General features: G+C 47.8%; 14 protein-coding genes. 2 read left to right on the plus strand and 12 right to left on the minus strand.

All coding sequences use genetic code 11. The features are described from left to right. Nucleotides 1-12 precede the first annotated feature (12 nt). Nucleotides 13-486, plus strand: coding sequence for a hypothetical protein (locus HRU78_01285; GenBank protein ID QOJ22440.1), 474 nt, complete (start codon nt 13-15; stop codon nt 484-486). A gap of 31 nt (nt 487-517) precedes the next feature. Here the strand turns inward: HRU78_01285 and HRU78_01290 are convergent, their stop codons facing one another. The 5 genes from HRU78_01290 to HRU78_01310 all read right to left on the minus strand — a co-directional run bounded on the left by HRU78_01290 (nt 518) and on the right by HRU78_01310 (nt 6929). Beyond that, a complete protein-coding gene (locus tag HRU78_01290) occupies nt 518-1852 on the minus strand; it encodes a TolC family outer membrane protein (GenBank protein ID QOJ22441.1) in 1335 nt (444 codons plus the stop codon). A gap of 5 nt (nt 1853-1857) precedes the next feature. After that, a complete protein-coding gene (locus HRU78_01295; protein QOJ22442.1) occupies nt 1858-3210 on the minus strand; it encodes an HlyD family type I secretion periplasmic adaptor subunit in 1353 nt (450 codons plus the stop codon). A 59-nt stretch (nt 3211-3269) separates the two neighbouring features. Then, nucleotides 3270-5057 (minus strand): type I secretion system permease/ATPase, encoded by a 1788-nt coding sequence (locus HRU78_01300; GenBank protein QOJ22443.1) that lies wholly within the window; start codon nt 5055-5057, stop codon nt 3270-3272. 77 nt (nt 5058-5134) lie between these two features. Then, nucleotides 5135-6025 (minus strand): NAD(P)-dependent oxidoreductase, encoded by an 891-nt coding sequence (locus tag HRU78_01305; GenBank protein QOJ22444.1) that lies wholly within the window; start codon nt 6023-6025, stop codon nt 5135-5137. Continuing rightward, the gene (locus HRU78_01310) at nt 6018-6929 is read right to left on the minus strand and encodes a glycosyltransferase family 2 protein (protein ID QOJ22445.1); all 912 of its coding nucleotides are present in this window, start codon (nt 6927-6929) and stop codon (nt 6018-6020) included. The genes HRU78_01305 and HRU78_01310 overlap by 8 nt, the downstream gene beginning before the upstream one ends. Nucleotides 6930-7716: 787 nt before the next feature. Here HRU78_01310 and HRU78_01315 point away from each other — a divergent pair. Then, nucleotides 7717-10737, plus strand: a complete 3021-nt coding sequence (locus HRU78_01315) for a glycosyltransferase (protein QOJ22446.1) — start codon at nt 7717-7719, stop codon at nt 10735-10737. Between the two features lie 92 nt (nt 10738-10829). On the opposite strand, the gene HRU78_01320 is transcribed toward HRU78_01315, so the two are convergent. From HRU78_01320 to HRU78_01350, 7 genes are all read right to left on the minus strand, one after another. After that, nucleotides 10830-11810, minus strand: a complete 981-nt coding sequence (locus HRU78_01320) for a glycosyltransferase family 2 protein (GenBank protein ID QOJ22447.1) — start codon at nt 11808-11810, stop codon at nt 10830-10832. A 61-nt stretch (nt 11811-11871) separates the two neighbouring features. Continuing rightward, nucleotides 11872-15750: a glycosyltransferase gene (locus tag HRU78_01325; GenBank protein QOJ22448.1), complete on the minus strand. Its 3879-nt coding sequence runs from the start codon at nt 15748-15750 to the stop codon at nt 11872-11874. A gap of 60 nt (nt 15751-15810) precedes the next feature. After that, nucleotides 15811-16590, minus strand: coding sequence for a PIG-L family deacetylase (locus HRU78_01330; protein QOJ22449.1), 780 nt, complete (start codon nt 16588-16590; stop codon nt 15811-15813). Next, nucleotides 16556-17725, minus strand: a complete 1170-nt coding sequence (locus HRU78_01335; protein ID QOJ22450.1) for a glycosyltransferase family 4 protein — start codon at nt 17723-17725, stop codon at nt 16556-16558. Before HRU78_01335 ends, HRU78_01330 begins: the two co-directional genes overlap by 35 nt. A 205-nt stretch (nt 17726-17930) precedes the next feature. Beyond that, nucleotides 17931-19754, minus strand: a complete 1824-nt coding sequence (locus tag HRU78_01340; GenBank protein ID QOJ22451.1) for a GNAT family N-acetyltransferase — start codon at nt 19752-19754, stop codon at nt 17931-17933. Then, nucleotides 19738-21024, minus strand: a complete 1287-nt coding sequence (locus tag HRU78_01345; protein QOJ22452.1) for an ABC transporter ATP-binding protein — start codon at nt 21022-21024, stop codon at nt 19738-19740. The genes HRU78_01340 and HRU78_01345 overlap by 17 nt, the downstream gene beginning before the upstream one ends. After that, nucleotides 21014-21772: an ABC transporter permease gene (locus tag HRU78_01350; protein QOJ24860.1), complete on the minus strand. Its 759-nt coding sequence runs from the start codon at nt 21770-21772 to the stop codon at nt 21014-21016. Before HRU78_01350 ends, HRU78_01345 begins: the two co-directional genes overlap by 11 nt. Between the last annotated feature and the right edge of the window lie 153 nt (nt 21773-21925).

Consider the following 21925-nt stretch of genomic DNA (forward strand, 5'->3'; position numbering starts at 1 on the left):
AGGGAGTTTGATATGGCTGATGTAATTGCGATTGCAGATACCAGAAAACAAGACCGCCGTCAGGATATACCGTTTTTTTGCGCTTATCACTTGGGAATCAAGACGGGCAGGCGGATCGGCGAGCGCCGGATAACGGCGAGCCGGAAACCGGGATACGTAGATCACTATGCGGGAAACTTGGTGTTCTGCGTTGTTGCGATTTTATTTTTGAGTGCGTGCGATGCTTACTTGACGCTTAACATTCTCGTTAAAGGCGGCGAGGAGCTTAATTGGTTTATGGCGGTGCTGATTGAAGAAAGCGCAGGAAAATTTGTTGCTTGCAAACTCGCGCTGACTTCCATGGCGCTTATTTTGCTGGCTATTCACCACAATGTCCGGCTGACCGGAAAAATCCGCGTCAGACATCTCAAGTATATGGTGCTGGCCGGTTATAGCACGTTGATCGGATATGAACTGTATCTGCTGGAATGGGCTGTTACGCTTTGATCTGAGAATGACAGTACCGTATTCCAAAGGGTCAATGAAAATTCGCTTTAAAATAGCTGGCTATATTTCTTAAATCATCCAATACCAACGTGCCTGCGGCCAGTTGCAGGCGCAGATAGGCCAGCAGATAATCGTATCGCGCCTGAGAAAGATCACGTTGCGCGGTATACAGTTGTTGCTGGGCATCCAGAAGGTTCAAGTTGATGCGTATGCCGCCGCGGATGCTTTTTTGTGTCGCATCAACGAGCAGTTCGGCTGATTTGACAGCCAGCTCTAGCGAGTCAATTTTTTTGACACCGCTTTTCAGCAGATTGTATTGTTTTTTCAACTCGACGAGCACTTTGTCGGTCATTGCGTCGAGATCCGCTTCCGCCCGCGCGTGATTGGCTTTGGCTTGAGCCGTGAGTGCATTCACACGGCCGCCCGCGTATAAAGGAAAATTGACTTCAACACCAATAGTGGCAAGCTCCGCATCTTGATTGCGTGTGACAAAAGATCCACGGTTATTTTTTGATAGACTGGCGACCAAATCAACGCGCGGGGCATGACCAGCAAAATTCTTTCTGATTTCTTCCTTGCCGGATGTCACGGTGTGGCGTTGCGTCACGATCTCGGCATTACGCTCCAAAGCCATGGCGTGCCATTCGTCATAATCCTGCAACTGGATGGCGCGGGAATTGAAAGCATCGGACAATCGGTCCAATTGGGTTACTTTTTGTCCCACGATCGCTCCGAGTATAAGTTGGGCGGATTCCAGTTCATCTCTTGCTTCAATGGCTTGAGCCTGTGCAATCGCGTGTTTCGATTGTGTTTCCAGAACATCGGTGGTGGTGCCTTCGCCTTTTATCAACATACGTTCATTGACACGCTTGAGTTCTTCGAGAGAATTCAGTTGCGCTTCGGCGATTTTGACGTGATCCTGTGCAAGCAGTGTTTCCACATAAGCTTCCACTAACCGCACGACAAGCTGTTGACTGCGACCGGTAAATTTTGCCCGACTCGAATCAGCTTGTGCTTTGCCCATCCGGTAACTGGCCACGGCTTCTAAATTGATCAAAGGTTGGCGTAGCGTTAACGAGCTGACCTGACTGTCGAAATTGCCTGAACTGGAAGTATTATTTTGATTGTTTGTTATAGTACCTGTGCTTCTGCTTTGTGTATGCGTAATTGCGAGATTGGGTAGCAAACTCGCCAAACCAATCGCTTCCATTTGTTGTCCCGCTTCATTTTCATAGTAAGCAGAGCGATAAATCGGATCATGGCTGAGTGCAGCTTCATAGGCATCCAGTAAACTCATTGCCTGAATAGGGCTTAATGAACTGAACAAAAGCCAAACTGAAAATGAGATTTTAGGAATATCCATCATTATCGCTATTCTTCGCTCAGAGCTGAATGCACACGATCCAGTATCGGTTTGAAAAGATAACTCAGCAACGAGCGTTCCCCCGTTTTGATAAATATTTCTACCGGCATACCCGCGCGTATCTGTTCTTCGGCGAGTTTTTTCATGCCTTCCGGCGTTACGGCAGCCTTCATATTGTAATATGGCAGCCCGCTTCGCTCGTCCATCAGACGGTCTGCCGATACCCGGGTGACAATGCCTGGAATATTGGGTGTTTTCTTTTGATTCAGGGCGGAGAAAATGAGATCGACCGGCAAATCGACATGCACCTTGTCGATCAAATGAACCGGTACTTGCCCGGTAACGACCAGGATATCGTCGCTTGGCACGATATCCATCAATTTGAATCCCGGGCTGATAACGCCGCCTTCGGTGAACACATTCATGCCGACCACGATACCGTCCACAGGCGCTTTAACCTCGATGTTGGCCAACTCGAAATCTTGCCCGTTCAGGCGACTGCGCAAGGAGTCAACTTCCCGCTTCGTTTCGGTTAGCTGCTGTCCTACCTCCTTTTGATATTCCTGTTGACGGTAAACGCGCCGTTGCTCCTGTTCGGCAATTTGCCGTTGAATCCGGCCGATGTTTCCGGTTTCGGAAGAAATATCTCCGGTCAATTGGGTATATGTGCGCTCCAGTTCCAGCACGCGATTGCGGGGTACAAAACCGTCGTGCGCCAGGTCACGCATATTGACGAGCTGCTCTTCCAGGAACTTCAATTGCATGTTTTTACTGGATTTGGATGCTTCCAGTCCGCGCAACTGCATTTTTAAACCGGCAATATTCTCGTCCAGAGCGCCGATCTCGTGTTGCAGAGCCAATCTGCGCGATGTAAAAAGCTGAGTCTGTGTGATGATATTGTTGGCGACGCGCGGGTCATTTTGTGCTGCCAGTAAATCTTGCGGGAACGTGATTTTATCCGCGCCATCGCGTTCCGCCAATAAGCGCGCTTCCATGGTCAGGGCGGTATAGAGTTGACTGCGGGTGATCTCAGCTTGCGCCTTGACTTGGGTATCGTTCATCCGTACCAGCACTTGACCGACTGTTACATGATCACCTTCCTTGACCAGAATGCTGTCGATAATTCCGCCGATTTGATGCTGAACAGCCTGCAAATGACTGGCGACAGTGACGGTGCCTGGAACCGGTACGCCTTTTTCCAGCGGCGCGAAAGCCGCCCACAGAATGAATCCGCCGAAACCCGCCAGCACGATCCACCAGCCCAACCGGGTATGCAGCGTTTCGTCTGTCTCCACATGATGCGTTGAATCCGTTGGAACATTGGCAATAACGGTCTTTTTTTCTTCAGCTGCGGGCTTCATTATTTTTTCTGTCCGGTATCAATGTTTCTAAATGTGCGATGGAAAAGCGCGGCAAAGAATCAGCCGCTTTGGGAATCGGCCGCATGAACGGTTTGGGTTACTTGGTTTGGCGCAGTTTGCTGGCCGGCTTTTTTTTGTGCGAGCTGCGCCTGTTGCGCTTGTTGTTGTTTCGCGAGCGCTTCCACCACTTGATTGGTCGGTCCGAATATTTTCGCTGTTCCTTCTTGCAGCAATAGTAATGTAGTGGTTGCGCTCAGGATGCTGGTGCGGTGTGTGATCAAGACAATGGTTTTTCCGCGTTTGCGCAGATCGACGATGGCGGCCAGCAACGCCTGCTCGCCCACGTCATCGAGGTTGGAGTTGGGCTCATCGAGCACGATCAGCGAGGGGTCGTCGTACATTGCGCGCGCCAAGCCGATGCGTTGCTTTTGTCCGCCGGAAAGACCGGCACCGCCATCACCCAATAGCGTGTCGTAACCATCCGGCATATTCAGAATCATTTCGTGAACTCCGGCGCGTTTCGCCGCCAGGATAACTTTTTCCGCATGCACTTCACCGAAGCGGGCGATATTTTCCGAAACCGATCCGCCGAAGAGTTCGATATCTTGCGGCAAATAGCCGATGTGCGGCCCCAGCTCGTCTTTGTTCCATTGATAAACGTCGGCGCCGTCCAATCTGACTTTCCCCGCGGCAGCCGGCCATACGCCAACCAGCAAACGCGCCAGCGTTGATTTCCCCGATCCGCTCGGACCGATGATGCCGAGTACTTCACCGGCAGCCAGGGAAAAAGTCAATCCCTTGAGTACCGGAAGCTTGCTGCCGGGTGGGGCTGCCGTGACATTTTCGACGGCAACAGAACCTTGCGGTTTAGGCAGCGCCATCCCGGCTTTTCTTTCCGGGTGCTGGTCAAGCAATTTGATCAATCGTTCGTAAGCGCTGCGTGTACCGCCGATTTGCTTCCACACGCTGATCAGTAATTGCACCGGTGCAATGGCTCTGCCCAATAGGATGGAACCGGCGATCATCATCCCCGGCGTAATACTGTCGTCCAGAACCAGCAAGGCGCCCAACCCCAGCATCAATGATTGCAGTGCGACAGTGCAGGATTTCGACAACGCTGTGACGATACCGGCTTTTTCGCTGGCCTCGGCTTGCAGATTGAGAAAACGCCGGTGCAGTTTATACCAGCGCGCTTGGAGATTGGGCAGCATGCCCATTGCTTCGATGACTTCGGCATTGCGCAGATTATTGGAGGCGATATTGGTGGATGCAACCGCCATTGAATTGGCCTCGGCTAACGGCTTATGCGAAATTTTTTCATTGATATAGGCCAGCGCGATGAGTATGACTGTGCCGCACAAAGCAAAAACGCCCAAAACGGGATGAAACATGAAGATTACGAGTAAATAAATCGGAAACCACGGCGCGTCAAAAAAAGCGAACAACGCATTGCCGGTGAGGAATTGCCGCAGATTGGTCAGATCCTTTAAAGCTTGCCCGGCATTGCTGTCGCCTTGTTTCAGGCTCTCCTCGAAAGCAGCCGTGTATACGCGCTTATTCAATTTCATATCGAGTTGCGCACCGACACGGATTAATACAAAGCTGCGCACATATTCCAACGCTCCCATGAACGTGTAGGCGCCCAGCATGATCAGTGTCAGCATGAGCAGCGTCATTTCGTTGCGGCCGGTTAATACGCTGTCATAAAGCTGCAGCATATAAATGGCCGGCATAAGCATCAGCACATTGATGACGGCGCTGAAAACGCCAATGTTTCTAAAGGTTTTCTTAAAGCTGGTCAGTACCTGCGCAATTTCATTCTGAGGCGCTTTAAATTTGAACTTCATCTGGTTATCAATACCGTGCTGTTGAGAGATTTATCGGTGAAAATGTAATCGATTGAATTAATTATAATTGCTGATGGTCAGCTTTGACTAGGCAAATCGTTTATTGTCAGATTGAACGGCCGCGGGCGAAAGTGTAAATCCTGTTTGGCTTCCGAACAGTCAAATTTTAAATCCTGATTCATTCTTTCCGCCATGGCCGCAGTCCAGTTACGGTAATGCGGCAACCATTTCAATCCCCAGGTTGCTATCTGAAAAAGCCACAGTGGCACCGTGAATGTACGCACGGGACGATTCATTGCCTGAAACACGCGTTCCACCATCGCGCGATAGGTCAAAGTTTCTCCGCCGCTTAAGTTATAGGCGCGACCGGATAGATTGGATACACTAAGCGCGGCATAGCATGCCGCAGCGATATCTTCGCCATGCACCGGTTGCCGCAAACCGCGCGCCGGTCCCAACAGAGGGAAAAATCCAAGGCGACGAATAAATCGTGCAATTTCGGCGATATTTTTGTCGCGCCCGTATCCGTAAATGAGCGTCGGGCGCAATATGATCCATTGCACGCCATGCGCAGCAGCCCACGTTTGTAAACGCTCTTCGCCTTCAATCAATTGTTGTGCAATTTTTCTTTCGTTGGGATCGGATGAAGTATCTTTGGTGAAACGGCTGGTGGAGGATAATACGACGATCCGCCGGGCGTTATAAGCTGATAAAAGATCAAAGTGTTCGGCTAATACCCAAATGGGCGCTACACATAACCAAGCGTGAATTTCGTTTTCCTCGATGCAATCTTTCACGCTGCCTATTGTATCAAATTGTTGCCATGTAATTTGCGAGTGCTGCATGACATTTGTGATTGGCCGGCGGGAAAATGCAGCGATATGCCAGTTATTCTCGATCAGTTTTCTTAACAGACATTCGCCGACCAGGCTTGTGGCGCCCAATAAGCCTACGTATTGCTTATTCATGCTTGAATTTCAGCAGCCGGTAGCAGTTTCGCGCCGAATGGTACAGCACCGTAACAGCGAAGCGCAGCCATACGCCTGCCGTAATCAATCCCATCAACGTGTTTGGATAGTGCTGGCGGAAAAATTTCCGGTAGAAACGCAGCATGCCTTTGTGTTTATGCCAGGTGACGAAGAATGGCCGCGAGCGGCTGCAGGTGCCCTGGAAATGAACGACTGGTGCATCCGGCACAAAAACAATTTTCCAGTTTTTTTGTTTGAACCGCATACACCAATCCAGATCCTCGCAATGCAGAAAATACTGTTCGTCCCAGGGACCGACATCGTCGACGGCTTGCCGCCGGACCAGCATCAATGCCCCGGATATCGCCTCAACTTCGACAGGAGTTTGGGGTAAGGGGCGTTTATTCAGATGAAAATCAAAAAACAATCGCGGCCAGTATTTCTCCAGATGATACAAGCCGAAGGCGCGCACAAGAGCCCGCCACGGCGTCGGGATGGCGCGCCGTCCGCCACCTTGCTCGGAGCCATCCGGATTGATGAGATAGCCGCCCACCATGCCGATAGTAGGATCGGATTCCATCACTTGAACCATGCGTTGTAGTGAATTTTCCTGCAGAAGACAATCCGGATTCAGGAAAAGAATATAGGGTTGCGTTGTGGCGCTAAGGCCGGTATTGCAACCGGCGGCAAAACCAACATTGTTTTCTAAGCGGATGACCTGCAGGCGATTTTCGGTAGAAAACCTCAATTCCAGTTCAGTGAGACTGGTATCTGAAGAAGCATTATCGACTACTATGGCATTCTGTGCTTGCTCAAGTGCAGAAACGACACATTGAGTGAGCAGTGAACCGGCATTGTGGTTAACTATAACAACCGCAACCGATTCAAGACCGGAGATATGCAATTTATTCCAACTCCATGTTCGGATCTAGATTCTTTAGTAGATGATACCAGTCGAAATGACGTGTGCTAATTAACCGGTACTTACGATATCTGACCATTTCTTATCTCCGTAATTGTTGTATCAGCGCCGGTTATGGAATTCATGGATATCTCTGTGTTCCTTGTCTTGTCCTTATTTTGGGGTAGAGCAAGGTATGATTCGATTCCAGTTAGGAATACTGATAATTATAATATTCTAATTTCCTAGAAACAGCTGCTCATGTAGCGTTGTACATATTTGTATCTCTATCGAGAATTAGAATTATGTGTGAACATATCGGGATTCTTAGTATTCGCTATGGTTATGGCTATGGTTGTGATGGAGATCCAAATGGATGTGACTGTTATATATTGCGATTTGAGTTCTTATCTTTGCGCTGGATTTTCATCGATCAAATCGTTAGCATTGTTGCGGAATATACATTAAAATTTGTTAGCTCAAAGTATTTCTCATCGTAATGACTCTTCGCTGATCTTCATTCGTATCGACTTTATCCTGAAACAGTTTGGAAGAAAAGCCGTTTTCTAATACTGTGGTTGTTTTAATAAATAAATTGTTACCGGCCTTATCAAGGTAAATTCAGCAGCAATAATAAATTCTGTAATATCCAGTTTTATGATTGATCAAGTATTGAATACGACGTTTGTCAAGGTATGCGCCCAATTCGTGCTTGCTCCATCACTGTTAGTCTAAGATGAGTATTCTTGCGATCCCCTCTTCTCCTTTGGTGACTCTTATCATCTGCAGTATGAGTCAATCATCACTCAGTGAGACACTCGATTCAGTGGCGGGACAGAATTACCCGAATATCGAAGTAATAGTGGTTAATGCCACGGGCGGCAATCATGCCGATCTTGGCTCAAGTTGCGGTCGCTTTCCATTACGCCTGATCAATCAGGAAGGGGATTCGATTGGATATAGCGCAGCGGCAAATGCAGGCTTGGCGGTGTCTCGCGGAGGTCTGATCGGTTTTCTTGAAGATGGCGATTTACTGCACCCGGATCATGTGACGTGCCTCGCGGAAGCTTTGCGTGAACATCCGGATGCTGTCGCAGCTTACTCGCGCATACGCGCGATGGATTCCAACGGGCATCTGCTAAATGAATTTGCCACACAATTCGATATACTTTCGCTATATCTAGGCAATTTCTTGCCAACCCATCATGCTGTTTTGTTTAAGCGTCGAGTGTATACGGCAGGAGCGCGTTTCGATGAAGCATTGAATTCTTGTGAGAAGTGGGATTTCTGGATACAAGTTGCCCAATACGGTAACTTTATTTTCGTTGATGCTATAACGGCAAATTACCGTATGGATGAGGGTGGTGAATTTGCTATCCATGGTGATCCCGAACTCGCAAGATTGGCTGAGCGTGTCATGTATACGAAGTGGCAGACACGCATGGATACTTCCATTTTTTATGATCTAGTCAATCGGGCACGTGCTTATTCTCAGCTACAGGAAGTACAAGCGCATGCGGATCGCCTTGAGCTCATTAATTTGAAACGAGAGTTGGAAGGCAAGATGCGTTTGTTGGCTGAATCAAGCAGAATCCAAGCGGATCAGCAGCGCACAATCGCACTTTACGAAAGTTCGCACTCCTGGCGCATTACCAGCCCTCTGCGCAGCGTTGTCACCAAGCTTCGGCTGGCTCAACGGGCTTGGCGTGGATTTGGTCTATTGGATAGGCGAGCGCGATTGCGTGTACTGGGGTGGCTGCTGAGCGGCCAGATGGCACCTGCTCGACGCAAATTATCGCTCGCAGTCCAAGCTTCAGAAGTATCCGATCGGCACACATTGCCGGTTACTGCTGCGCCGCATATGCATAATAATCCACCATCTTTTCCGGTTTTGCCGGCGTGTATCGATGTTTTGATCCCGATCTACAATGGTTTTGAGTTTCTTGAATCGTTATTCGATAGTCTCGAGCGTGCGACAAGTACACCGTTTCGTTTACTGGTTTGCAATGATGCGAGTACGGATGAACGCGTGCAACCTTGGTTGAATCAGCGTCTGCAAAATTTTCCTGGCACTATTTTGTTATACAACGAAAGCAATCTGGGCTTCGTGGGAACAGTTAATAGGCTCTTTACCCATGTAGAAAATGATTTTGTCTTGCTCAATTCCGATGTGCAAGTACCTCCCTTTTGGTTGGAACGTTTATTTGCACCAATTTTGGCAAATCCGCAGGTGGCGAGTGTTACTCCGTTTACAAATGCCGGGACGATTTGCAGTTTTCCAAAATTTTTTGTGGATAACACACTTCCCCAAGGAATGGATGCGCTGCGAATAGACGCTGTGCTGGCTCGATTACAGGATGCTGCGGCCATTGAAATTCCGACCGGAGTCGGTTTCTGTATGGCCATTCGCCAGGAAGCCGCAAAACGTATCGGTTTATTTGATCCCGTATTCGGCAAGGGGTATCGAGAAGAGAATGATTGGTGCCAAAGGGCTAAAGTGTCGGGCTATCAACATGTTTTGGCACCCAACTTGTTTGTATATCATAAGCATGGCGGTTCTTTTCCGTCGCAGGAGCGCCAAGCGCTGGCGGATCGGAATGAGGCAATACTGCGCGAACGTTACCCGGGATTGTTCGAATATTATAAAGATTTTATTCGCCATGATCCTATCCGGCCGCTCCGTGATTTCTTGTATTTGATGGTGTTGGCAAAACAGGCCGATCATCCTGCTCTCGTTATAATTGATAACGTAATTGAAGGAGGGGCCTACGCGTATAGCCGCGAATTGATCGCTAATACTCTTGATGCCGACAAGCCTGTGCTGCACTTGCTGGATGATATCCGCACCGGGGAATTACGCGCCGAATGGGTTTCGCCCAATGCGCGGCTCACTTTGAATTTTAGCGACTACGCCGCTTGGGGCCGAGTCATTGCCGGTATCCAACCGGAGAGTATCTTGATCAACAATCTCTATTCTTTCCGTCGGCCGATGGATTTTTTGCACTGGCTCTCGCAGGAGCCGGCTATCGAAGGAATTCCAGTGAGTATTGCGCTACATGATTTCTTCATGTTATGCCCAAGCCTTTTTCTTATTGATAGCGATAGAAATTATTGCGGATTGCCCGATAGCGCGACCTGCAATCGCTGCTTTAGCCGTTTACCGATTGATTACCCCATTGGCACCGACTCGATTGCCGAATGGCGTGCAACTTGGAAAAAGGCGCTGGCAATGGTTAATAGTATCGTTGCTTTTTCTAACAGTACGCGCGATTTATTCATTCGCATCTATCCGGAATATGCCGGAAAGATCGTGGTGCGGCCACATTCAATGGCACGCTTCCGTCATCGTTCTATTCCGGTCGATCTTAGCAAGCCGCTGCATATTGGTGTTGTCGGAACAATCGGCTGGCAGAAGGGGTGGAATATTGTCAAGCAACTCTGTGAGGAGATCGATTCCCATCGTTTGCCATTTCGTGTGACAGTAATTGGTTCACTAGTGCCGGAGTTTTCTGCGGTCTGCTTGAATGTGACGGGACGTTATGAAAGGACTGGGCTTGCATCAGCCATCGAGCAGTCCGGTGCGAATATTTTCCTGTTCCCGTCGATTTGGCCGGAGACTTTTTCCTACGTTGCACACGAATTAATGGCGTGCGGTGTTCCGTTGTGTTGCTTCAATCTCGGAGCTCCCGCCGAGGCGGTGGCAAATTATGCTACTGGATTGGTGTTCGATAGCCAAGTGTCGCCCTCGATGTTATTGACGCAGATGGAACACTTCCGTGCGCAGTTGTTTTTGCAAAAGGAACGAGAGTAAGCTATCTGCAGATGCATTGACTTAAGCCGGGCAAAGCCCGCTTTATCAATCATATCCTTATTTCTTTATGTGTTAATGAGGTTACGACTTTCTTACTTGTTTTGTACTTTAGCCGCAAAACTGCGTGGCATCCAGGACATCATTTGCAGTAAATCCAAGCAAGAACACGTGCGGGTACGCTGGATTTCTTTCCTTCGTGCCAACAGAGAACGGATCTGCTTAAAAGCATCGGCTTTAGCCCGCATATAAATTCTGAAGCGGCCAGAGGCAGCAAATAAGAATCCCAAATAAAATATCATGAGCAGATGTACTGGCAAGAGGACGAGTATTAGCGGACCGGGCACATTCTTCATAAATGTCCAGGTGAGGTTGCGGTGCCCATGATAAATCGAGAAATCGCTTGTGCGGCCTGTAATGCCCGAACCGACATGATGGACTTTGGCATCGGGTAGTAACACGCTCTTCCCACCGGCTAGCCGTAAGCGGAAACCAAGATCAACATCTTCTGAATAAGCAAAGTAAGTTTCATCAAAGCCCCCTAACCGGCGATATGTTTCAGTGCGATATATTGCAGCAGCCGCGCACGCCGAGAAGACTTCTACCGGATACGCGGGCATGATGCAGCAGGGAGCGCCATGACCATTACGCCAATGTAATCCGGATATATGATAGGCATCGCCCAGTCCATCCAGTTGGGTTGGCTGATTTGCGTCAATTAATACACAGGAAAAGCAATCCACGTCTATTTGGTTTATGTTTTTTACTATGGCTGCCAGGCACTCGGGCTCTGGATAAGCATCGGGATTCAATAAAAATAACCATTTACCATGAACATGATTTTTTACAGCGAGATTATTGGCAGCGGCAAATCCAATATTGTTGTTCAATCGCACTAAGCGGCATGGAAAAGGCAAGTTTTCTGCCGCACGCCAGGAATCATCCTGGCTATTATTATCGACAATAATCACTTCGAAATTTTTATACGTTTGCTGCGCTAGCGATGACATGACCTTAAGCAGCATGTCACCGGCATTATAATTGACGATTACGACGGAGAAGAAAGGCTCCTTCATTAATGCGTTATCTGAAAATACACTGTAAGCCAATATTTCTTATCGTGTGATATGAGAGGCATTAACTCACAATCCCGCGGCCACAGTAGTGATCATCCAGCACCAATGCACTTAGGATGTCTTTTTCCGCTTGCGAAGGGTGCTCGATAAATTCTTCAAATAAACCGGTTGCAATGTCTGGAGGAACTTTGAAATCGCCGACTAATTTATCGCGTATCGTGATGGATTGGGTTACAAAATCCATTATTCCGCGCCTGATTTCCGTGCGCGTCATCATGGATTCACGCTCTTCAGCTGCCAGTTCACGGAATTCAGGATGAACCTCGCCATTGCCGGTCTGATGATACCTTACGATTTGCGCATCATCAGAGCTTAATAATTTTTCCAAGGAAAAGCTTTCTCTTAAAATAATGGGTGAGTGAATATTAGGATTAATATACTGACAGTAGTACCCCGCAGCGATGACCTTGTATTGAGAAGCGACATGCTCGGCAGGTTTGCGCGTCATTAAATAGTAGCCGTTGATTCTTTGATTGATCATTTCATTCAAATACCCTTGAACGGTAGCTGAATAACCGATATCTACAATGGCAGCATTAGTTGCCTTATTCAATCCCAGCTCATTTAGATAAGCTAACAGCCCTGGGCGTTCAGATTGCGCAATGGACAGAATACGTTTTTCCAGAGCGTGCAATACAGGTATGAGATGATCAATTTCACCTTTATCAACTGTGACAAGCTTATTTTTTGACCAGACTCCCTGCCGTGCAAGTTCTTCAATATCGTCATCAGATAACGCTAATCCGTATCGCTCCCGGATAAATTCAGTTAACTGGTTTGGAAAATACTGCACACGCGCAATTTGCAGCATATCATCAAAATTTGAGATCATAGGTACCGTAATTGCGCGGCGGGAAAGCACCAGATAGTCAGATGCGATAGCGTTGGTATTATGGGATACCCACTGATCATAAACTATTTTTAGTATTTGCCCTTCGCGCGCAAGAAAATACAAGCGCCCCATTCGGTCGGCAGCGGCTTTTTCCGCCAGCCATTGTACGAAGGCCAGCACCACAGGTCCGGCAATAGTGAATCCAATCGACCAAGGTGTGGCAGGAACGAGATCTGCAGGATCGAAATTCGGGAAGAATACAGGGTGAAAATTTGCTTGCGTAATCATGCCAACGGTAAGCTGCCGATGGAGATCATCGCTATATAACGAACTTTCGATGAGTGGACCCAAGCGGGGAATAGTTCGCGCCAATTCAACGGGCCGCATGACATGCAGCAACTTCATGCCCAGATTATCAGGAATTTGAACATCGGAATGTTCGTTGTCTCCAATCATCAGGACTTCGCTTGGAGACACATTTTCATGTATCAACAACTGCCGATAAAAATCACCGGTATCTTTTCTGAAGCCATTATCGGAAGATAAGTAAAACGCATGCCATCCACTGATGCCGTGGCGCGTTAGCATTTTTTCGATAACGGATTTGGATAGGTACATATCACTGGCTAATACGACGCGTTTACCTAAGGAAAGTGCAAGTTGTAGCAGAGTGATGACTTCCGGTCGTGGCGTGACGATTTCCAGCTCGATCGCTTCTTCAAGGCTACGCAACTGATTGGCGGCTTCGGGTGAGAGTCCAGATAAGACGGAGAACTCTGTAAAAACAGCATCCAGACCAATATCGCGGCCTGCTTTCTGACGCGCCTGAGATTCTGCGATGGCACGACATTCAAGATAAAGTTTTCCTGCTTCACCGCCGACACGCCGGGCGACAATATTTTTAATCATCTCAGGATTAAGCAGCGGCCGAGTCAGTAACGTATCAAAAATATCGAAAACAACTACACGCAAAGCCGGATCAGCCAGCATAGCATGAGCATTCGTTTGGCTTCGTAACAGATATTGTTCAAAGCGCCAGCGAGACCAACTAACGGATTTGTTGTCTCGAAGAATGACGGCATCGAATCCTGACCGCTTGGTTACCAGGACAAATAAGCGTTCTATGCAGTGCGCCAGGGTTGCGTCGGTTTGTCCTGTTTCTTCGGGAAAATCCTCAATCTGGATATGCGCTTTGAATAACGGACGCAGTGCCTCTGTCCGGGCCCAGAACATGGATCCTGCTGGTAAATCAAAATACCCGATTGGGACTCTGGTGATACCCAATTTGTGGCACCAGAGATATCCGAGTGCTTTGTTGGAAAGCCAGGAGTTGGCAATATAGGATAATTCGGAGAAGTTTTGCGGATAAACAAGACCGACAGCTTTTTCTCCGGTCAGGAGTGTGAATATTTTCTGTATTTGTGTTTTGCTTCCTAGCAGATTTGTGAACAAATATTCTCGCCATCCACTCCACGCATTTGTTGTGTTTTTGTTATAAAGTGATTTCTTGCTATGGATATGGGCGATGTAATCATATTGCTGCAATATTTCTCCGAAGGTGCAAAACAGGGGGGCAATATCACGCCCACGATTAGGCACAGCGGTAATAGTCAGTTGTTCCAGTTGAGGTAAATGCGCTAAAGCTTGTTTGCATATTTGGTTTGCTGCCTCATCGGGTGTTGAGACAAACAAGTCATAGGGGAACGGCATATTTCCCAAGAATTTTGCAAATTCCTCTGCCAGATCTGCATAGAAAATGTGTGCGTGGATTGCAATGCGTCCGGCTGGTCGTGTTGTTAGCGGAGCAATTGTGGAAAGATCCACCATTCCTGCCAGCAAGCCGTAGGCATCGACAGATCCCGGAGCTAAAAAACCGGCTCTGTTTGCACGCCATATCTCATAATGTCCCGTTCCGGAGAGCAGAGGACCGGCTATCCGGTAAGCCACACCTAATGTTTTGTTGCGCCAGCGTACGGGTAACCGCCAGTAGATACGCTTCAGCCAAGGTAAAACTCTGCGGCGCAGCCCATCCCATGCCTCCTGATGCTGACCACGAATAATCCGGATTAGAAAGCGCAACGGAGCAGTGATTCTCCATGAGGTTGAATGAGATAAATCATGGATTGTTTTCTGCAAATCATGAATTGTATTTTGTAGATCGTTAATTGTTTTTTGTAACGATTGTTCGTTTCTAATACTTGCAAGCCTAGCTTGCTCATGGCGATTTTGCAGCGAAGCGATCAATAGTTCTTTATCAGCTGACTGGTCGCGGAGACTGGATATCATATTCTCGCGGTATTGAATTAACTCCTCCAATTGTTCACCGGTCAGAAGCAGTTTCCATTTATCGTAAACTCGGCTTCTCGATTCCTTTATAAAAGCTTCATCCTGTTTAAGTCCTAAGCCAGAGTATCCATAATTGCGATAAGTAGCGGTAATTTTATCGATATGCAATATTTCACTGTGTTGACTCAATTGAATCCAGAAATCCCAATCTTCGAAGACTTTCAAATTTTCATCAAAACCGCAATGATCGATAGTGACTAAAGATTGTTCAAACAACAGGGCGTGAATCGGAATAAAGTTTCTTCCCCAAAGCCGACCCCGATCATAAGGTTCGTTAAATGCAGTGACGTTCTTAAGTTGCTGATCCACGTAGTGCTCAACGCGAACGCCAGAGTATACGCATCGAACGCTGGGGTGACTTTGTAGAGCAGTAACTAGATTGGTAATGTGTTCCGGACAAAATAAATCATCGTCATCAAGGAAAATCAGATAACTTCCTTTGGCTGAGTGAAGTCCAATGTTGGCGGCTCGGCTTCTATCTGTTGGTTCATCATTTTCAATGGCAATAGTTCTGAGCGGGAAATGTCCGCACCAATCGCCTAGCTTCCGATGATCTGGCCCTTTGGCATTGACAATGACGACCTCAATATTCGGGTACGTCTGCATGGCGACAGAATCCAATGCATCGGGAAGCGTATCGCGATCCATGCTGCGGATAATGATGCTGACAAGAGGTTGGGTTACGCCGTTTTTTTCAAACATCCAAGTGTCTGTGATTCCGGGGTCGGTCAGGAGAGAAATAGTTCAAGAGATAAATCAGATCTAATGCTGTAAAAAGCTTTCGAGATAGAGGCGCAAGTTTAACATTTTTTGCAGCATGCCTCCCAAAGAGGTTTTTTTTTCAATTTCAGTGAAGGCTTCTGCATAGTTGCTGCCTTGCTTGCCGGGAAGATAGAGACCGCGGTAACTTGCTAACCCAATGCTGGCAGACAGGTAGTCGCAGTGGGACAGCGGCAATGCATAACAGGAGATTGCCTGTTTCTTAAGTTCGATTACACTCGCGATATCCACCACATGCGTGGCGGGAAGCGGACTCCAGATCTCGTAAAAAAATGCGCGCCCCGGTGCGCCACACTGTTGCCAGCAGGATAAAATGGCTTGACCGGTTGCAACATGGTCGCGGTGATAGTCAAGTACGGAAGGCATGAACAGCCAATCCGGCTTAAATTGCTGCAGTAATTGCCGGATTTTTTTCTCAAAGCCGGCTGAAGTGCGGAAGCTGCCATCGGGTTCATCGAAGAAAAACATGTCGTCTACACCCAATACTGCTAAAGATTTTGCTGCTTCCTTTCGCCGGATCATAAGTGCATCGGCACTGAGGATCCCGGCGCCGGCACCGTTGGTGACGAAAATGACCTTGACAGCACATTTCTTTTGCCGAAGCAAAGTTAACGTGCCGCCGCAACCAAGTACTTCATCATCCGGGTGCGGTGCGAAAATAAGTATTCTTCCAGCCTCGATAGGAATAAGTGGAACCGGTAATGGACAAAGCTGTAACTTGGCTATCTTAGCTTGTTGCCACTTTTCTATAAATTTCTTCATATATATCAGCAACATGAATAATATCTGGCCATGCTTTGGCTCTTAATTGTCCTTTTTGTGCGATTTCTTCACATAGCGCTTTGTCATTCAACATACGTTGTATTGCTTCTGACAAGGAATCAAGATCCGGTTCTGCCAGGAATGCACCATCACCTACCACCTCCGGTACGCCGCCTACAGCGGTACAGATCGCAGCAGTGCCAGCAGTTAAGGCCTCGAGATTGGCCATGCCGAAGGATTCAGAAGCAGAAGCACTGATATACAGATCGGCGGCACAAAGATATAAACCAATATCTTCGGTAATGGCGAATATGATTTTTCGCGGAAAGCTCAATTGTTGTGCTAGTTTTTGTAGATCGTCGTGATTTCCTTCACCCAGGATTACTAATTGAAAGTCTTTTTTTATCTTTAATCTGGCACAAGCCTGAATCAATAGTGGAAACTGTTTGACTGGTGCGATACGGCCGATTGCAAGTAAATAAATTGTGTTACTGTTCCAACCAAGCCGATTTCGTGCTTCTTCCTTTCCGTAATGGTTAAGTTTCGGATGCGCATGAGCCACTTGATACCAGTTTGATGGTACTGCAGAAATTCCCAAGTCGCGGGCAATCTGAGCGATGCCGCTGTGGGTCGGAGCGATTACCCAAGAAGCAGAAAGCAATATTTTCGCTTCCCAATTGCGCATCCAGCGCATTGTGTATCGGCCAAGGCGAGCGCCATCCTCGTGAATGGCCTGAGCATAGCAGCCGTAACCATGCTCTGTTACTCCCCAGGCTACATGACTTCCAAAGTTGAATCGCAAGAAAAAACGTAAGCCGGCTGCGATGAGAGGATCATGGCAATGTACATGAGTGTAATCTTGTTTTACGGCCAATTTTGCGGCAAGCCGACCCATATTGAAGCGCTCGAATATTCCATAAAGTAGAGCTGGAAAATCTGTGGCGGTTTTGCTATTCCTGGTTAAGCTTGCCAGAAAGTGCCCAATTCGTATTTGCCAAAGTAGTGCACGTTGACCTAAATCGGCTTGGCAAAGATAATCAACATCGATTCCACGGCGACGAAGCTCTTCGACCAAGGGAGCTAGGCTGCGACCGAGACCGTAGCGTTGGTCTGAGCGGGTTTCGCGGGTAACCATAAGAATTTTCATGGTGATGAATTTTTCTGTTGAGGGATTTTATTCTGAGATTGAAAAATTTCTCTATTTGCTTCTATCTGATATGGTTGAGGCATTGGGGCATTCACAGCAAGTTCATGTCGATTGAGGTTCACCACTATTTTCATTTAAGGCATATTTGTAAATGTACGCATTGCATTATTAATTTAGCTGGGCTGGATAGTTATTACCGGAAATCTGTATCACCAGACATTAGCCACCAATGATTGCGCAACGAATCAACCGATGGAGCCGCATCCCAAATGCTCGCGGGGATACGGATATCCAGCGCTTGTTTTGTCCCGCCGGCGGCAGCGAAATATGCGGCGAAATTTTCTGTGATGCGGCAAAACAGCCGATCATGGCCATTGATGCCGGCCAGCCTTCTGGCGTGCAAAACGAGTAGAGGAATTTCGGACAGCGGTGCAATGATGTCAACGATTTCGCAACCGAAAGTATCGTGACGCAATACCAGAATACCTCGCGCCCGGCCGCCGAAGCGGTTTCTTACCAGCATCAGTTGATAACGTTGCGTGGGGTGATTCAGGTAGCGGCGCTGCAGATAAGGCCAATCGCGGATGCCGACCAGCGCTGTACGCAAATTTTCAGCCATTTTCCGCCAGCATTCTTCGACTGCAGCGGCAGCCCGGGGATCGTCTGCTCGGTCGATCGGATGTAGCCGGGTTTTTACGCGCGGCCATTTCGCCAACGGTGTCCATGAAAACTCAACCATTTGCCCGACTTCTGCGTACAATCCAAGCCGTTCCGCCACTTTCATCGCTCGTACATTGGGAAAACCGAAGCCTATCAGATAAGGTTTGTTGTAACCGATATAACGTTCCAGAAAGGTTGCCGCCATCAAGAAAAAAGGACCTTTTCTAGTCAATGTGCCACGTTCGCTGGCATCAACCATGACATCCCCGATTTGTACGGCGGTTTGAGGTTGACCGAAGAACAGAATTTTCCGGCTAATGCCGCCGTAGTGGGCGATGAGTTCATTTTCCCGCCACACGCCGATTGCGCGGCTTGCATTCGAACCATACTTCCAGTGCCAGAAAGAGGGGGTTATGTCCTGATGGAATGTTTTTTTGAATAAATTGAATATTTCCGGGGTCTGATTTTTTTCCAGCAGCCGCAAGCGCCATTTAAGGGGGGCTTTTTTTCTGAAGTGCAGCAGAGCGTAGCCGTAATGACCGCTGGCATATTTTTCTCGATAAGTGCGATTGGATTCATCGAGTTGATTCAATTGTTCATCGCTCAATGCAAGATCTTTGAGCAATTTTTGCCGGTGCGTCCGGGTCGCTGCCAGCAAATAATCCAATGTCGGTGCCGCCATGGCGGATAAATCCATCTTTTCAAGCAATTCAAAACCAAATCGTTCGGCCAGTGTGATCATATTATTGATCAGGTGAAGCCCGCCCGGTCTTGCTGCATCATGTTGCAGTGTAAATTCGTCAATAATAAATAATTGCCCCGCCGGCGACAGCAGATCCAATGCTTGATTAAAAATCACCAACGGTTCAATGTATTGCGCTGATTCCTGAAATAGAACCACGTCAAAGCTTCCCGCTGCGGCTGAAAATGTTTCCAGAGAATGGCAGCTGACAGGGGTGGTTGTGCCAAGCGATTTCTGGATATACGCAATTTGTTGGGCGTCAGGTGTGATGCCATGAACAGTATAACCGCGCTGCTGCAGCAAAGAAAAAGTGGTGCCCAGGCCAATGCCAACTTCCAGGATGCGGCATGGAGGCGGCGGTAGTTTCGCCAGCAGCAGATCGGTAGAAAATTGCTGTGCCGCCTTCAGGCTGGTTTTATCATCCTGGAACAATCCATAGTGTAAATAAGCGGCTTTACCTTCCTGCAGCAGCAATGCATGTGCATATACATTCAATGGAAAAGTCAAATCCTTGAACGGCGAGGGTGATGCTGATGCGATAGTGGCGGCGATAGGGTCGGCTTGGCGATAGTGCCGAATATCCTGTATGTGATTGTGATTAGCTGATTGGGTCATTATGAATGATCGTATTATTTTCCCATTGATGAGGAATTGAAAAGAATCCCTGCAAGCGTCCCGCCTGCTTTACTTGCAAGCTTGCGACACCCACTGCCGAATCATAGAGATGCAAGCCACGTTCGCATAATAAATAGATATTAATCAGATATTCGCCTTTAAGCAGCGGCAGCTGATCCAGCTTGAGGCAAATCCGGCCCGTGCCGGCCGGTGAGCGTTGCACGGTAAATTGGTCTTCCCATGTTGCTGCACTGGTGATTGTACGCCCATCCTGTGTCTGCAATGTCATGGCAACGGTGGGACAAGGCAATGAAGGATCCGAAACAAAAGCTATCCGCAGCATGATACTCGATTGGCCGCTGGTGATCATAGCATGCTGCACATCGTTGCCGTCTATCTGCAATTTTACTTTTTCCAAATGCGCGCTTCCCATTGCGGATTTTGTATGGGGTGCTGCGGAAATGGTCAAATCTGGGATGGGAGTTTCAGGTGCCATATCAGAGGCGGTTTTATCCAGAAAGGCTTGATAAGCCGATACTACTTGTGCCGATTCGCCATCCAATACGATCTGACCTTTATTAACCCAGATTGCACGGGTGCACAGAGATTCAACTTGAAATAGCGAGTGTGAGCAGAACAATATTGTTTTGCCTGCATCGCGCATTTGCATAATACGGCTAAATGATTTGCGGGCGAAAGCGCCGTCACCGACAGACAAGGCTTCGTCGATTACCAGAATATCCGGATCGACATTAATCGCAACGGAAAATGCCAGGCGCACATACATGCCGCTGGAATAGGTTTTTACCGGTTGGTCGATGAAGTCGCGCACACCGGAGAAATCAATGATGGATTCAATGCGATCGGCAATTTCGGTTGAACTGAACCCCAAGATTGCCGCACTCATGAAAATATTTTCACGCCCGGTGAATTCCGGATTGAATCCGGCGCCCAGCTCCAGCAATGCAGCGATACGGCCGTTTATCCGTACTTCGCCGTGTGTGGGTGTCAAAGTACCGCAAATCAATTGTAGCAGTGTCGATTTTCCAGAGCCGTTTTGTCCTACAATGCCAACGACTTCCCCAGGCATCACCAGCAAACTGATGTCTTGCAATGCCTTCAGCTCGCGATAATATTGGCGTAAACCCAACCAGCGATGCGGCCATAAAAACTGCTTTAAACGGTCGGAGGAGCGTTGGTACAACTGATAAGATTTTGAGAGATTAAGCGCTTTAATGGCTGGTTCGGAATTTGTGGTACTAAAGGACATCAGCAAATCCTTTACGTGTTTTTTTAAACCACATCAAACCAGACCACGCGACGAAAAAGGCGATCAGATAGTATAAAGCGAGGCTGCTCCATTCCGGCAACTGCCCATAGAGAATCACTGCTCGCGCCTGTTCGATTATGAGAGTCAGCGGATTGAGGAAGAGATAATCCCGCACGGCTTCCGGCAACGCGGAAGCAGGATAAAAAATTGGGCTGAGGAATAACAGCATGGTTAAGATCAAACCAATAAATTGACCGATGTCACGAACAAAAACCCCGATTGAAGCCAGTATCCAGGACAATCCTGCGGTAAGCATAATGAGCGGCAACAGAATGAGCGGCAGTAAAATGACTGTCCATTGGAGCGGATGTTCGATGATCAATAGAGAAGAAAATAATACCAAAAAACTGATTCCGGCATGAAACAGTGCGGAACCGAGAGATACTAAGGGCAATATTTCCAAAGGGAAAATGACTTTCTTGACATAGTTTACATTATTCAGGATCAGTCCGGGCGCGCGGGATAAGCATTCGGAGAATAAGTTGAACAGGATCAGTCCAGTGAACAATAACATGGCAAAAGCAAATTGATCGTCGTGTATATGGCTATTGTGGGGATCCAGGCGGACTTTGAATATCACGCCAAAAACAAACGTATAGATGGACAGCATCAGAACGGGATTGACAAACGTCCATAGCAGGCCCAGGAACGAACCCCGGTACCGGCCAATCACTTCCCGCTTGGTCATTTGCAGAATCAGGGGATTGTGCTGCCACAAGCTGAGAAAATTATTGAGAAAATGGATATTGAATAACGGCAAGAATTGGAATATGAAAAATTGACGCGAACATTATCGCAGAATATTAGCAGAAAATGATAAACGGAAAGCAATCGCGCGGCT

The sequence above is a fragment of the Gammaproteobacteria bacterium genome, from assembly GCA_015709635.1.
In the GTDB taxonomy this organism is placed as follows: domain Bacteria; phylum Pseudomonadota; class Gammaproteobacteria; order Burkholderiales; family Nitrosomonadaceae; genus Nitrosomonas.

Coding starts and splice junctions, on each gene's coding strand:
- HRU78_01340 (QOJ22451.1), bottom strand. CDS start 19,754: ATGACCCAATCAGCTAATCACAATCACATACAGGATATTCGGCACTAT.
- HRU78_01300 (QOJ22443.1), bottom strand. CDS start 5,057: ATGAAGTTCAAATTTAAAGCGCCTCAGAATGAAATTGCGCAGGTACTG.
- HRU78_01350 (QOJ24860.1), bottom strand. CDS start 21,772: ATGACCAAGCGGGAAGTGATTGGCCGGTACCGGGGTTCGTTCCTGGGC.
- HRU78_01325 (QOJ22448.1), bottom strand. CDS start 15,750: ATGTTTGAAAAAAACGGCGTAACCCAACCTCTTGTCAGCATCATTATC.
- HRU78_01320 (QOJ22447.1), bottom strand. CDS start 11,810: ATGAAGGAGCCTTTCTTCTCCGTCGTAATCGTCAATTATAATGCCGGT.
- HRU78_01335 (QOJ22450.1), bottom strand. CDS start 17,725: ATGGTTACCCGCGAAACCCGCTCAGACCAACGCTACGGTCTCGGTCGC.
- HRU78_01315 (QOJ22446.1), top strand. CDS start 7,717: ATGAGTCAATCATCACTCAGTGAGACACTCGATTCAGTGGCGGGACAG.
- HRU78_01305 (QOJ22444.1), bottom strand. CDS start 6,025: ATGAATAAGCAATACGTAGGCTTATTGGGCGCCACAAGCCTGGTCGGC.
- HRU78_01330 (QOJ22449.1), bottom strand. CDS start 16,590: ATGAAGAAATTTATAGAAAAGTGGCAACAAGCTAAGATAGCCAAGTTA.
- HRU78_01295 (QOJ22442.1), bottom strand. CDS start 3,210: ATGAAGCCCGCAGCTGAAGAAAAAAAGACCGTTATTGCCAATGTTCCA.
- HRU78_01345 (QOJ22452.1), bottom strand. CDS start 21,024: ATGTCCTTTAGTACCACAAATTCCGAACCAGCCATTAAAGCGCTTAAT.
- HRU78_01285 (QOJ22440.1), top strand. CDS start 13: ATGGCTGATGTAATTGCGATTGCAGATACCAGAAAACAAGACCGCCGT.
- HRU78_01290 (QOJ22441.1), bottom strand. CDS start 1,852: ATGATGGATATTCCTAAAATCTCATTTTCAGTTTGGCTTTTGTTCAGT.